The sequence below is a fragment of the Pseudoxanthomonas sp. UC19_8 genome, assembly GCF_042700505.1.
Lineage (GTDB): Bacteria > Pseudomonadota > Gammaproteobacteria > Xanthomonadales > Xanthomonadaceae > Pseudoxanthomonas_A > Pseudoxanthomonas_A winnipegensis.
The window spans coordinates 1,107,101-1,120,873 of sequence record NZ_CP170559.1; the positions used below are offsets into that span (position 1 = coordinate 1,107,101).

At 70.2% G+C, this 13,773-nt stretch carries 8 protein-coding genes and 1 pseudogene; 4 read left to right on the top strand and 5 right to left on the bottom strand.

Features of this window, described 5'->3' with window-relative positions:
* The first annotated feature begins 132 nt into the window (after positions 1-132).
* Both dapE and asnB read left to right on the top strand, forming a co-directional pair.
* Complete coding sequence (gene dapE, locus ACFJIT_RS04760) at positions 133-1,269, top strand: succinyl-diaminopimelate desuccinylase (protein WP_379655196.1); 1,137 nt, start codon at positions 133-135, stop codon at positions 1,267-1,269.
* A gap of 382 nt (positions 1,270-1,651) precedes the next feature.
* The gene (gene asnB / locus ACFJIT_RS04765) at positions 1,652-3,340 is read left to right on the top strand and encodes an asparagine synthase B (protein WP_379655197.1); all 1,689 of its coding nucleotides are present in this window, start codon (positions 1,652-1,654) and stop codon (positions 3,338-3,340) included.
* A gap of 198 nt (positions 3,341-3,538) precedes the next feature.
* Here the strand turns inward: asnB and ACFJIT_RS04770 are convergent, their stop codons facing one another.
* Positions 3,539-4,585, bottom strand: a complete 1,047-nt coding sequence (locus tag ACFJIT_RS04770; RefSeq protein ID WP_379655198.1) for a nitrous oxide reductase family maturation protein NosD — start codon at positions 4,583-4,585, stop codon at positions 3,539-3,541.
* A gap of 271 nt (positions 4,586-4,856) precedes the next feature.
* Between ACFJIT_RS04770 and ACFJIT_RS04775 the strand changes: the two genes are divergently transcribed.
* The gene (locus ACFJIT_RS04775) at positions 4,857-5,225 is read left to right on the top strand and encodes a response regulator (protein WP_165394527.1); all 369 of its coding nucleotides are present in this window, start codon (positions 4,857-4,859) and stop codon (positions 5,223-5,225) included.
* 7 nt (positions 5,226-5,232) lie between these two features.
* Here ACFJIT_RS04775 and ACFJIT_RS04780 read toward each other — a convergent pair whose 3' ends face one another.
* Positions 5,233-7,662, bottom strand: a complete 2,430-nt coding sequence (locus tag ACFJIT_RS04780) for a penicillin acylase family protein (RefSeq protein ID WP_379655199.1) — start codon at positions 7,660-7,662, stop codon at positions 5,233-5,235.
* A gap of 169 nt (positions 7,663-7,831) precedes the next feature.
* Here ACFJIT_RS04780 and bfr point away from each other — a divergent pair, with 169 nt between their 5' ends.
* Complete coding sequence (gene bfr / locus ACFJIT_RS04785) at positions 7,832-8,323, top strand: bacterioferritin (RefSeq protein ID WP_130531683.1); 492 nt, start codon at positions 7,832-7,834, stop codon at positions 8,321-8,323.
* Between the two features lie 96 nt (positions 8,324-8,419).
* Here the strand turns inward: bfr and ACFJIT_RS04790 are convergent, their stop codons facing one another.
* The 3 genes and pseudogenes from ACFJIT_RS04790 to ACFJIT_RS04800 all read right to left on the bottom strand — a co-directional run bounded on the left by ACFJIT_RS04790 (position 8,420) and on the right by ACFJIT_RS04800 (position 13,772).
* Positions 8,420-9,379: an acetyl-CoA carboxylase carboxyltransferase subunit alpha gene (locus ACFJIT_RS04790; protein ID WP_130521348.1), complete on the bottom strand. Its 960-nt coding sequence runs from the start codon at positions 9,377-9,379 to the stop codon at positions 8,420-8,422.
* A gap of 86 nt (positions 9,380-9,465) precedes the next feature.
* Positions 9,466-13,030: pseudogene (gene dnaE, locus ACFJIT_RS04795) on the bottom strand (DNA polymerase III subunit alpha).
* A 91-nt stretch (positions 13,031-13,121) separates the two neighbouring features.
* The gene (locus tag ACFJIT_RS04800; RefSeq protein WP_379655716.1) at positions 13,122-13,772 is read right to left on the bottom strand and encodes a ribonuclease HII; all 651 of its coding nucleotides are present in this window, start codon (positions 13,770-13,772) and stop codon (positions 13,122-13,124) included.
* Position 13,773 lies beyond the last annotated feature (1 nt).

Here is a 13,773-nt window from a genome sequence, read left to right on the forward strand (position 1 = left end):
TAGGGCTTTCCCGCTGATCTGGCCGCTGGAACTCTTGCGGGGATCCTGACCGAAGAGCAGCGGAGCAAGCTCCGCTCTACGGGGGCGGGGGTCGTCGTATCCTTGTCGCCCGCTCAGCCGATCCGCTTTTCCATGAATGATGTCCTAGCGCTGACCTGCGAACTGGTCTCGCGCGCCTCGGTCACGCCCGAGGATGCAGGCTGCCAGGCCTTGATCGCCGCGCGCCTGCAGGCGGCGGGATTCACCTGCGAACATCTGCGCCTGGGCCAGGTCGACAACCTGTGGGCCACCCACGGCAGCGGCGCGCCGGTGCTGGTGCTGCTGGGCCATACCGACGTGGTGCCTCCGGGCCCGCTGGAGGCGTGGACCAGCGATCCCTTCGCCCCGCAGGTGCGCGAAGGCAATCTTTACGGTCGGGGCACCGCCGACATGAAGGGCAGCGTGGCCGCGTTCGTGGTCGCCGCCGAGCAGTACGTGGCCGCGCACCCCGACCATGTCGGCACCCTGGCCGTGCTGGTGACCAGCGACGAGGAGGGCGATGCCATCGATGGCGTGCGCCATGTCGCCAGGCTGTTCGCCGAGCGTGGCCAGCGCATCGACTGGTGCATCACCGGCGAGCCGTCCTCGACCGAGATCCTGGGCGATCTGCTGCGCGTGGGCCGTCGCGGCAGCCTGACCGGCACGCTGGTGGTCAAGGGCGTGCAGGGCCATGTGGCCTATCCGCACAAGGCGCGCAACCCGATCCACCAGGCCGCAGCGGCGCTGGCCGAGCTGACCGCGCGGCACTGGGACGATGGCTACGAAAGCTTCCCGCCGACCAGCCTGCAGGTCTCCAACCTGCATGCCGGCACCGGCGCCAGCAACGTGATCCCGGGCGAGCTGCGGATGCAGTTCAACCTGCGCTATACCCCGCACTGGGATGCGCCCAGGCTGGAGGCCGAGATCACCGCGCTGCTAGACCGCCACGGCCTGGAGTACACGCTGAGCTGGCATCGCAGCGGCGAGCCGTTCTACACACCGGAGGGCCGCCTGCGGCGCATCGCGTGCGAGGTGCTGGGCGAATTCGCCGGGGCGCCGCCGGAGGAAAGCACCGGCGGCGGCACCTCGGATGCGCGCTTCATCGCGCCGCTGGGCGCGCAGTGCATCGAGGTCGGCCCGGTCAATGCCACCATCCACCAGGTCGACGAGCACGTGCGCGTGGCCGATCTGGAGCGGCTGCCGGCGCTGTACCTGGCCCTGGTCGAGCGGCTGCTGATGGGGCAGGAGTAGGGGGTCATGCGGTCCCGGGTGTTGCGGGCGACGCGTCGGCCGCGCGCCATCGGCGCCTGTCGGATGCCGGTTTCGTTGCCGCTGAAAGGGTTGCGCCGCGCGCGGAAGCCGGGTTAACGTCGCCCCATGCCGTCCGTCCTGGCCAACGTCGCGAACAACAACAACCGCAATCTGCGCGCGAATCATCGTGCGCGACCGATGCGGGTCTGCGACTAGGCAAAGCAACAACGACGAACGCCTGAGGAACCAGAAAACCCGCATCGGCCGATGCGGGTTTTTTTATGCATGTGCAGGTCCCTCTGCGAAAGGCCTGGCCCTCCGTGGCCGGGGATCCAAATAGAAGCGCCACTTACCCCACGTCAGGTTTTTCAGGAGTTTTCCCATGTGTTCGATCTTCGGCATCTTCGGTCTGCAACCCGGCGATGATCTTGGCGCGCTGCGCCGGCAAGCGCTGGAGTGCTCGCAGCGTCAGCGCCATCGCGGCCCGGACTGGAGCGGCGTCTACGTCGACGACGGCGCGATCCTGGTGCACGAGCGCCTGGCCATCGTCGATCCGGCCGGCGGCTCGCAGCCGCTGCTGAGCGAGGACGGCGAGCTGGCCCTGGCGGTCAACGGCGAGATCTACAACCACCGCGAACTCAAGGCCGAGCTTCAGCAGCCCTACGCCTTCCAGACCGGCTCGGACTGCGAGGTCATCAACGCCCTCTACCGCGAGGACGACGTCGAATCCTTCCTCAACCGCCTCAACGGCATCTTCGCCTTCGCGCTGTGGGACCGCGCCGCCGGCCGGGTGATCATCGCCCGCGACACCATCGGCGTGTGCCCGCTGTACTGGGGCCACGACAGCCAGGGCCGCCTGCGCGTGGCCTCGGAGATGAAGTCGCTGTCCGAGCAGTGCGCCGATGTGGCGCAGTTCCCGCCGGGCCACTGGTACGACAGCGCCACCGGCGAGCTCAAGCAGTACTACAAGCGCCCCTGGCGCGACTACGACGCCGTGGAGGGCGTCGAGGTCACGCCGACCGAGCTGCGCGAGGCGTTCGAACGCGCCGTGCATCGCCAGCTGATGACCGACGTGCCCTACGGCGTGCTGCTCTCCGGCGGCCTGGATTCCTCGCTGGTGGCCGCGGTGGCCGCGCGCTACGCGCGTCACCGCATCGAGGACGGCGACCGGACGGAGGCGTGGTGGCCGCGCCTGCATTCCTTCGCCATCGGCCTGAGCGGTTCGCCCGACCTGGCCGCGGCCAAGGTCGCCGCCGAATCGCTGGGCACGGTGCACCACGGCTTCGAGTACACCTTCGAGGAAGGCCTGGACGCGCTGCCCGAGGTGATCCGCCACATCGAGACCTACGACGTCACCACCATCCGCGCGTCCACGCCGATGTTCCTGCTGGCGCGGCGGATCAAGGCGATGGGGGTCAAGATGGTGCTCTCGGGCGAGGGCAGCGACGAGATCTTCGGCGGCTATCTGTACTTCCACAAGGCGCCCAACGCGCGCGAGTTCCATGAAGAACTCATCCGCAAGCTCGACGCGCTGTACAACTACGACTGCCTGCGCGCCAACAAGTCGATGATGGCCTGGGGCGTGGAGCCGCGCGTGCCGTTCCTGGACCGCGAGTTCATGGACGTGGCCATGCGCATGGATGCCGCGCACAAGATGATCACCGTTGGCGCGGACGGGAAGAAGCGCATCGAGAAGTCGGTGCTGCGCGAGGCCTTCGCCGGCTATCTGCCCGATTCCATCCTGTGGCGGCAGAAGGAGCAGTTCAGCGATGGCGTGGGCTATGGCTGGATCGACGGGCTCAAGGCGCATGCCGAGGCCCAGGTCACCGACCGCGAGCTGGCCGCGGCCGACAAGCGCTTCCCGGTGAACCCGCCGCAGACCAAGGAGGCCTACTACTACCGCACGCTGTTCGAGCAGGCTTTCCCATCCACCGCGGCGGCCGAGACCGTGCCGGGCGGCAAGTCGATCGCCTGCTCCTCGCCGGCGGCGATCGCCTGGGACGCGAGCTTCGCCGCGGCCGCCGACCCGTCCGGTCGCGCGATTGCGGGAGTGCATGCGCAGGCGCTGTGACATGGGCAGGTCGAGCCGCATGCAGTGCCTCTTCCACAGCCGTTGAGGGAGTCCTAGAAACCGTCGTTCCCGCGCACGCGGGAACCCATGGACGTCGCGCGACCTGCACGAAAGTCCCTGGATCCCCGCTTTCGCGGGGATGACGAGTGGTGGGTTTGCGAAGCGAACGCGGCCGCCGCTTCGGCAAGCAGATCCGCCTTACGGCTCGTGCCGCACGCAATAGCCGTAGCGCTGCGGGTCCATGTCCACGCCCGAGGCGCTGGCCTGGTTGCTGGCCTTCCAGATGTTGGGCTTGAAGGTCGCGCTGGTGCAGTTGGCCGACTTGTCCACGCCGATGGTGTAGGTGAACGGGTCCTTGTCGAAGTGGTTGGCGTCGAAGACGTTGTCCTGGCTGACGCTGTTGTCCCAGCACTGCGTGCTGCCATCGGCGTTGCGGAAGCGGATCGCGCAGGTCAGGAACACGCCCGCGCCGTGGTTGCCGCTGAAGGTGTTGCCGGCGAACAGGTTGCCCGAGGAATTGGACAGGTAGGCGCCCTGGCTGCCGTTGTTCGACAGCACGTTGTCGCGGATCTGGCTGTCGCGCAGCTCCTCGGCGGTGATCCCGGCGGCGACGTTGTCGTGCACGCGGTTGTCGGTCATGGTGACCTTGGAGGTGCTGTTGAAGGACACCCCGTCCCAGACCGCGCCGGAGACGTCGTTGTGGTCCAGGGTGATGTCGCGACTGCCCTGTTCGGTCAGCAGGCAGGCGCTGCGGCACTGGCTGGCATGCAGGCCGGTCAGGCGCACGTCGTGGCCGTTGCGCACCACCACCGCGCTGTTGCTCAAGTAGGGACGCTCGGGCATGAACTCGTGCTCGACGTCCTTGGCGCCGATCAGGCTCAGGTCGGCGATGGTGACGCCGGTGATCGGGCGGCGCGGCACCTGCTGCTGATAGTCGCCGACGACCAGCAGGGGCTGTTGCACGTCGGGCGCCATGCGCAGGACGGTGGTCGGGCCGGCGCCGCGCAGGGTGAGGTGGTCGCGCTGGATCGAGACCAGGCCCTTGAGCGGATACTCGCCCACGGCCAGGCACAGCGTCACCGGCGCGTCGCCGGCCGGCAGCGCGTCGATGGCCTGCTGCAGGTTGTCACCGGGCTTGGTGCGCGCCGTGCAGCTGGACGGTTCATCGGCCAGCGCGGGCAGGGCGAGCGCGCCGAGTAGCGCAGCCGCGGTCAGTCGCAATGGGGTCGAGCGATGGATCTTCATGGGGGAGAAGGCAAGGGGATCGGCCTTCAAGAGCCTAAGGATCGCCGCTGAACGCCCGGCAGGCGATGCTTCACCGGGCTGTCCCGGCGGTCAGCATGGTCGAAGCCATGTGTGTGCGACGGCCCTTCTCCGACGGCTTTTGCGTATGCATCGTGTGCACGGCACGCACACGCGGTCTTGGCATCGGTCTCGCCATGATCCGCCCCGACAGCCACGAGGCGGCGCGGCAACCCGGACAGCGCGCCGTCTGCAACCGAGAGGACTCGACCGGATGGGCAAGCGCCTGCGAGTACTGATGGTGGACGACAACGCCGAACTGCTGCGCGTGGTGCAGGACGGGCTGTCGATGTACCAGGTGGACGTGGTGACGGCCGGCAGCGCCGGCGAGGCGCTGGACCTGCTGATTCGCGACGGCGGCTTCGATGTGGTGATGAGCGATGTGCTGATGCCGCTGGGCATGTCCGGCGTGCAGCTGGTGGAGATGGTGGCACGCGAGTACCCGCAGATCGCGGTGGTGCTGACCTCGGGCTATCCGCAGGCCAGCCTGCCGGAGATGCCGCGAGGCGTGCGCTTCTTGCCCAAGCCCTATCAGTTCAGCGGCCTGATGGCGGCGCTGAACGAGGAAGTCAGCCTGCACTGAGCCTGCGTCAGCGCGCCGGGACCAGTTGCAGCGTGTGCTGCGTCGGACCGGGCAGGAACGGCGTGGCCCGCCCCTGGACCCAGTCGGCATGGCCTGAGCCCCAGAACGGCGACAGCGGATGGCCGCTCTGCCCGCCGGGCATGTGCATGAGGCCGTCGGCCTCGTGGCCCGGCGAGACGACCATGCGCTCGGACGCGCCGAAGGCCGGCGCCTGCACGCGCGGCATGTCCCCGGCGCCGGGCAGGTGGTCCGGCGGCATGCACAGCCAGGACTTGAAGCGCGCGGGCAGCGCCGCCGCCAGCGGGTGGCAGATCGCCGCCGTGTTCTGCTCGCCCCAGGTGCGCTTGGCCAGGGGGCCGATGGCGCTCAGTTCGCGGCGCGTCTCGTCGGCGGCGTCCTCCAGCAGACGCGACCAGCCGGCGGCGTCCTCGCAGGCAGCCCCTTGCTGGTCCGCCGCGCAGGCGTAGCGGCGCGGGAGCAGGTGTGCGGGTCGCTGCTCCAGCAGCGGCCAGACCACGCCTTCCAGCTGCGGGACCAGCGCGGCCGGCGGCCGGTCGAGCGTCACGCCGGCCGGCGCCACCAGCCCCTCGGCAATGCGGTCCTGCACGGCCAGGCGCCAGCGCCGCACCAGGCGGAAGCTGACCGAATCCGCGCTCGCCCGGCCGTCCCAGTGACCGGACGCCTTGGCCAGCGCCGCCAGCGCCGACGAGGGCGGCGCGCCCTGGGCTTCGCGCTGCAGCAGCGCCCACCAGCGCTGCAGGAACACGGCGCGGTCGTCCAGTTGCACGGCCAGCAGGCTGCGCTCGTCGGCGCGTTCGAGCCGCTGCAGGTCGTTGCGGATCTGCCGCGCGCGGGCGCCGAGCACATAGCCGCCATCGCCCAGCACGGCCAGCAGGGGGCCGTCGGCGACGCGATTGTTGGCCGTCCACAGCCGGCCATCGGCCGGGTCGACGAGCGGCTCGACCAACCGGGTGGAGATCGGCCAGGCCGGGCAGGGCGCGGCCGGCCGGCCCTGCGCATCGAACGCGGCCGAGGCGCTGGGCAGCACCAGGGCGCTGGCCTCGCAGCCGGGCGTGCGCTGCGGCAGCGGCCCGAGCAGGCGCCAGGCGATGCGGCCCTTGGCGTCGGCGAGCAGCAGGTTCTGCGCGGGCACGGCGACGTGCCCGGCCATGCGCAGCGCGTCGTCCAGATCGCCGGCGCGGGCGAAGTCGTCCAAGCCCAGGTTGAGCGCGCCGGGCAGGTGCCCGACCCAGCGCAGCGCCAGCGCCTGGCCGCCGGGCAGGTCCTCGACCAGCGGGCCGTAGGCGCTCTGGCGCACTTCGAGCGTCTGCGCCGCGGCGCCGGCCACGGCGAGCGTCTCGCGGTACAGACGCACCGGCGCGCAGCCCGGCGCGGGCGTGGCGGCGCAGGGCCTGATGCGGAACAGGTCGGCGGTGTCGGCGAAGCCGTTGGTGAAGCCCCAGGCCACGTGCGTGTTGCTGCCCACGATCACCGCCGGCAGCCCCGGCAGGCTGAAGCCGGTCACGTCCACGCGGCCGCCCGGCGCGCGCGGATCGGCGTAGCGCAGGCGCACGCGGAACCAGAGGTTGGGCGCGCGCAGGGCCAGGTGCATGTCGTCGGCGACGATGGCGCGGCCATCGGCGGTGTGGGCGGCGGCGACAGCGAAGTTGTTGCTGCCCGGGGCCAGCGCTTCGCCGCCGGCGCCGGCCGATGCGGCTGCCGGCAGGGTGCGCAGGTCCACGACATCGGCGCCGGGCAGCACCGCATCCTCGCGCGGCGCACCCTGCAGGGGCGCGTCCCAGTGGCTGCCGTCGTGGCCGAGCAGGGCGAACAGGGCCGGCGGCAGGCGCTGCTGCAGCTTCCACAGCGACAGCGCGCGGGCGTCGTCGGCGTCCTGCAGGTCGAAGTACATCGCATCACCGGTGAGCACCGCATCGGCCGCGGTCCACGGCTGCGGCCGCTGGCGCAGCAGCAGGTAGGGCCAGGGCCGCACGCGCAGCGCGGCCAGGCCGGCATTGACCCCGGCGGTGTAGGCGTCCAGTTCGGCGCGATGGTCGCCGGCGAAGGCATCCAGGCCGGCCTCGGCGCGGGCGCGCATGCGGTGCAGGCGATGGCGCCGGTCCAGCGGCAGGGCGCGGGCGCCGAACAGCGCGGCCAGCTCGCCGGCCGAGGTCCGGCGCATCAGGTCCATCTCGAAATAGCGCTCCTGCGCGTGGACGTAGCCGAGCGCGCGTGCCGCATCGGCCGGGTTGCCGGCCTCGATGGTCACCGTGCCCAGCGCATCGCGGCTGATGCTCACCGGGCCCGACAGGCCGGCGATCTGGCGCTGTCCGTCCAGCGTGGCCAGGCTGCCGCGCAGCAATAGCCAGGCGACCAGCGCCAGCAGCAGGCACAGCACCAGCAGGGACAGCAGGACACGACGCAGCCAGCGGACCATTCGGGACGGTTCCGGCCAGCAGGGGGGAGGCTGGCCCGCGCACAGCATGCCCGGATTGTGTGAAGCCGGGACGTCTCCGGCGCGGGCTGCGAGTGAAAGTGATTCCGTTTAAAACATTGTCCGCGCCGATGCGCGACCATGGCGGCCGTTCCAGTCACGAGGTTCCGCCATGAAAGGCCATCCCGAGGTCATCGCCTGCCTGATCGACCTGCTGCGCGGCGAGCTTGCCGCCCGCGATCAGTACTTCCTGCATTCGCGCCGCTACGAGGACCAGGGCCTGCAGCGGCTGTACGAGCGCATCGGCCACGAGATGGAAGAGGAGACCGAGCACGCCGACGCGATCCTGCGCCGCATCCTGTTCCTGGAAGGCGACCCGGACATGCGCCCGCATCCGTTCACCCCCGGCAAGACCGTGGTGGAGATGCTCGAGGCCGACCTGCAGACCGAGTACAAGGTGCGCGCCGACCTGGCCGCCGGCATGAAGCTGTGCGAGGAGAAGGGCGACTACGTCAGCCGCGACATGCTGCTGGCGCAGCTGCGCGATACCGAGGAAGACCACGCCTGGTGGCTGGAACAGCAGCTGGGCCTGATCAAGCGCATCGGCCTGGCGCTGTACCAGACCTCCAAGATCGGCGACGGCAGCGCGACCGCGCAGCACTGAAAGCCCTGCCCAGGGCCCGCCAGGGCCGCAACGCAAGACGCCGGGCAGTGCCCGGCGTCTTCGTTTGCGTCGATCGTGCGGCGCGCGCCGCGCTGCTCAGGCCGCCTCGTAGGCGCCGTAGCCGCGCAGGCGCTCGTAGCGGCGCTGCAGCAGGGTGTCCACCGGCACGTCGGCCAGGGCATCCAGTTCGCCCAGCAGCACGGCCTTCAGGCGCGTGGCCATGGCGCGCGGGTTGCGGTGGGCGCCGCCGGTGGGTTCGCGCACGACCTTGTCCACCAGGCCCAGCTCGCGCAGGCGCCTGGCGGTCAGGCCCAGCTGCTCGGCCGCGTCCTTGGCCTTGCCCGCGTCCTTCCACAGGATCGAGGCGCAGCCTTCCGGGGTGATGACCGAATAGGTGCTGTACTCGAGCATGATCGTGCGATCGCCCACGCCGATGGCCAGCGCGCCGCCCGAGCCGCCTTCGCCGATCACCGTGCACACGATCGGCACCTTCAGCTCGGCCATCTCCATCAGATTGCGGGCGATGGCCTCGGACTGGCCGCGCTCCTCGGCGTCGATGCCGGGCCAGGCGCCGGCGGTGTCGATCAGGGTGAGGACCGGCAGGCCGAAGCGTTCGGCCATCTTCATCAGGCGCAGCGCCTTGCGATACCCCTCCGGCTTGGGCATGCCGAAGTTGCGCATGATCTTTTCCTTGGTGGCGCGGCCCTTCTGGTGGCCGATCAGCATCACCGGGCGCCCGTCGATGCGGGCCAGGCCGCCGACGATGGCCTTGTCGTCGGCGAAGGCGCGATCGCCGGCCAGTTCCTGGAACTCGTCGCAGAACACCTTGATGTAGTCCAGCGTGTAGGGCCGGGCCGGATGGCGCGAGAGCTGGCTGACCTGCCACGGGGTCAGGTCGCGGAAGATCTGCGCGGTGCGCGTGCGCAGCTTGGTCTGCAGGGCGCGCACTTCGGCATCGACATTGACCGCCGGACCGGCGCTGGCGCTGCGCAGCTCCTGGATCTTGGCTTCCAGATCGGCGATGGGCTGTTCGAAATCGAGGTAGTTGGGATTCATCGGCAAGCGGTGAGCCGTAAAGCGGGGGAGTTTAGCCGATGCGGGCACAAGGCCCCGTACCGGGGGGTGTGGTGCGGCGCGCGGGCCTAGTGCGCCCAGGGGCGGTGGCCGACGGCCATCTTCACGGTGCGCACGCCGGGCAGCTCGCGCAGGGTGCCCATCAGGTCGGCATCGACGCTCACCGACTGGCTGCCGTTGATCTCGACCATGCCGGCCACCCCGCCCGGCAGCAGCAGGTCCAGGCGCAGCGAGGTACGCCCCGGGCGATGCTGGTCGAGCAGGGCCTCGATGCGCTGCAGCACGCCGGGCACGCGCAGGTCCAGGCGCACCGACAGCTTCTGCGTGGCCTGGACCAGCTGGGCGTAGTCCCAGACCTGGCGCAGGCGCAGGCTGTAGCCGCCGTTGAACTCGTCCTCGCGCAGCTCGCCCTTGACCACCAGGATGCGGTCGCGGGTCAGCAGCTGGCCGAACTCGGCCATCGCATCGGAGAAGGCGCTGCACTCCAGGCGGCCGCGACCGTCCTCCAGGGTGATGAAGCTCTGGCTGTCGCCCTTCTGCCGCACGGCGACCACCTTGCCGGCCAGCACCGCGACCACGCCGGGGCGCCACTTGCGCTCGCCGCCGCCACCGCCGCCGGACTGGCTGGACCAGATCGTGTCCAGACTGCCCAGGTCGTTGCCGACCAGGGCGCGCAGATCCTCGCGGTAGGGATCCATCGGGTGGCCGGACAGGTAGAAGCCCAGCGTGTCGCGCTCGGCCGCAAGCTTGTGCGCCAGCGGCGCCTCGTCGCATTCGGGCAGCTCGATGTGGATGTCGTCGCCGCCGGCGCTGGAGCCGAACATGTCCACGATGCCGGCGTTGCGGTTGCGCGCCAGCTGGTCGATGGCCTTCATCACCTCGGGCACCTGCAGCATCAGCGAGGCGCGGTTCTTGCCCAGCTCGTCCAGCGCGCCGGCGTTGATCATCGCCTCCAGCGTGCGGCGGTTCAGGCGCGCGGCCTCGGTGCGCTTGCAGAAATCCAGCAGGTCGCGGTACGGGCCGCCGCGCTGGCGCTCGGCCACGATCGCCTCGCACGCGCCCTGGCCCACGCCCTTGATCGCGCCCAGGCCGTAGCGGATGGTGGTCGCATCGGTGGCCACGAACATGAAGTCCGAGTGGTTCACCTCCGGCGGCAGGATCTCCAGCGACAGCCCGCGCGCGTCGGCCAGGAAGCCCACCACCTTGTCGGTGTTGTCCATGTCCGAGGACAGCGTGGCGGCCATGAACTCGGCCGGGTAGTGCCGCTTGAGCCAGGCGGTCTGGTAGCTGACCAGCGCATAGGCCGCCGCGTGCGACTTGTTGAAGCCGTAGCCGGCGAACTTCTCCATCAAGTCGAAGATCTCGTCGGCCTTGGCCTGATTCACGCCGCCCTTGGCGGCGCCCTCGCGGAAGATCTCGCGGTGCTTGGCCATCTCGGCCGGCACCTTCTTGCCCATCGCGCGGCGCAGCAGGTCGGCGCCGCCCAGCGAGTAGCCGCCGACGATCTGCGCCATCTGCATGACCTGCTCCTGGTACACCATGATCCCGTAGGTGTCCTGCAGCATGTCCACCGTGCGCGGATCGGGGTACTCGAACTCCTGCTGGCCGTGCTTGCGCGCGATGAAGTCCGGGATCAGGTCCATCGGGCCGGGGCGGTACAGCGACACCAGCGCGATCAGGTCCTCGAAGCGGTCCGGCCGGGCGTCCTTGAGCATGCGCCGCATGCCCGAGGATTCGAACTGGAACACCGCGCCGGTGTTGGCCGCGGCGAAGATGTCGCGGTAGGTCGGCACGTCGTCCAGCGGCAGCGCGGCGATGTCCACCGGCTCGATCCCGGCGCGCGCATGGCGCGCGTTGATCGCCTTGACCGCCCAGTCGATGATGGTCAGCGTGCGCAGGCCGAGGAAGTCGAACTTCACCAGGCCCACGGCTTCCACGTCGTTCTTGTCGAACTGGGTGACCGGGTTCTTGCCGCGCGTGCCCTCGTCGTGTTCGGCGAACAGCGGGCTGAAATCGCTCAGCGGAGAGGGCGCGATGACCACGCCGCCGGCGTGCTTGCCGGCGTTGCGGGTGAGGTCTTCGAGCTGGCGCGCCAGATCGATCAGGTCGCGCACGTCGTCTTCGCTGCCGTAGCGCTGGATCAGCTCGGCCGAGGCCATCTCGCTGTCCTTGCCTTCGCCCATCGCGTCCTTGAGCGTGATGCCCAGGATGTTGGGAATCAGCTTGGCCACGCCGTCGACGAAGCCGTACGGGAAGCCCAGCACGCGCCCGCAGTCGCGCACCACCGCCTTGGCCGCCATGGTGCCGTAGGTGATGATCTGGCTGACGCGGTCGCGGCCGTACTTGCGCGCGACGTAGTCGATCACCTCGTCGCGCCGGTCCATGCAGAAGTCGATGTCGAAGTCGGGCATCGACACGCGTTCGGGATTGAGGAAGCGCTCGAACAGCAGGTTGTACGGCAGCGGATCCAGATCGGTGATCTGCAGCGCCCAGGCCACCAGCGAACCGGCGCCCGAACCGCGACCCGGGCCGATCGGGATGCCCTGGTTCTTGCCCCACTGGATGAAGTCGGCCACGATCAGGAAGTAGCCGGGGAAGCCCATCTTGATGATGGTGTCCAGCTCGAATTCGAGCCGGTCCACGTAGTCTTGGCGCGTCTTGCCCGGCGCCAGCGGATTCTTCTCCAGGCGCGCGTCCAGGCCGCGGCGCGACTCGCTGCGGATCCAGCTGTCCAGCGTCTCCTCGTCCGGCACCGGGTAGGCCGGCAGGAAGTAGGTGCCGAGCTTGAGCTCGATGTTGCAGCGTTGCGCCAGCGCCCGAGGTGTTGTCGATCGCGTCGGGCACGTCGGCGAACAGCTCGGCCATCTGCTCGGCGGACTTGAGGTACTGCTCGCGGCTGTACTCGCGCGGGCGTTTGGGATCGTCCAGCACGCGCCCGGAGGCGATGCACACGCGCGCCTCGTGCGCATCGAAGCCCTCGGGCGTGAGGAAGCGCACGTCGTTGCTGGCGATCACCGGCAGCCCGCGCGCGGCGGCCGCGTGCAGGGCGAAGGCGTTGAACGCCTCCTCGCCCTCGCGCTGGGTACGGGTCAGCTCCAGGTGCAGGCTGTCGTCGAAGGCGCGCTGCCAGTCGGCGATGTGCTGCTCGGCCAGGTCGTGGCGGCCGCTGGCGGCCAGGCGCCCGGCCTGGCTGTTGCGGCCGATGATGCCGAACAGGCCCGAGGTGTCCTCGCGCAGCCAGGCCGGATCGATTGCCACCCCGTCGGTGCGATGGCCCTCCAGCCAGGCGCGCGTGAGCAGGCGCGACAGGGTCAGGTAGCCGCCGTGGTCGCGGCACAGCAGGGTGATCGGCCACGGCGTGCCGTCTTCCTCGATCACGCTGACGTCGGCGCCGGCAATGGCCTTCATGCCGACCTTTTCGCAGGCGTTGTAGAACTTCACCAGCGCGAACAGGTTGTTGCGGTCGGTCACCGCCAGCGCCGGGGCCTGCAGTTCGACCGCGCGGCTGACCAGGTTGGGCCGCTTGGCCTTGGACGGCAGGCCCTCGTCCGGTTTCTCGGGCACGCGGATGGTCGAATCCGCCAGCGAGAATTCGGTGTGCAGGTGCAGGTGGATGAAGCGGGAAGACATCAGGGTCAGTGTACGCAAGCCGGCCTGCGCGGGGCAGGCTTGACAGCCTCCCGGACCGGCACGGGCCGGCCGCTACGCGTTCAGGCCCAAAGGCCTAGAACAGCGCGACCTGTCCCAGCCCGGCCCGGCGCGCGGCGGCCTCGCGCACCGGCGCGAAGCTGTGACGGTGCTGCGGGCAGGGGCCGTGCGCGTCGAGCGCGGCCAGGTGCGCGGGCGTGCCATAGCCCTTGTGCACGGCGAACCCGTATTCGGGATGGGTCTGGTGCAGCTCGCGCATCATCCGGTCGCGGGTGACCTTGGCCAGGATCGAGGCGGCCATGATCGCCCGGTCGCGGCCGTCGCCGCCGATCAGCGCATGCCCGGGGCAGGGCAGGCCGGCGGGCACCCGGTTGCCGTCGATATGGGCCACGCCGGCCACGTGCGCCACCGCTTCCACCGCCAGGCGCATGCCGAGCATCGTGGCCTGGTAGATGTTGAGCCGGTCGATGTCGGGCACCTCCAGCACCACCACGTGCCAGGCCAGCGCACGCTCGGTGATGCGGCCGTAGAACAGCTCGCGCTTGGCGGCGGTGAGCTGCTTGGAGTCGTCCAGCCCGTTGATGCGCGGGCGCGCCGGGTCGAACACCACCGCCGCCACCGTCAGCGGCCCGGCCAGCGGCCCGCGCCCGGCCTCGTCGACGCCGGCGACGAGCAGGGGCCGGGGACCAGGGGCCGGAGGCAAGGCAGAAGGCTGGCAGCCGGGCATC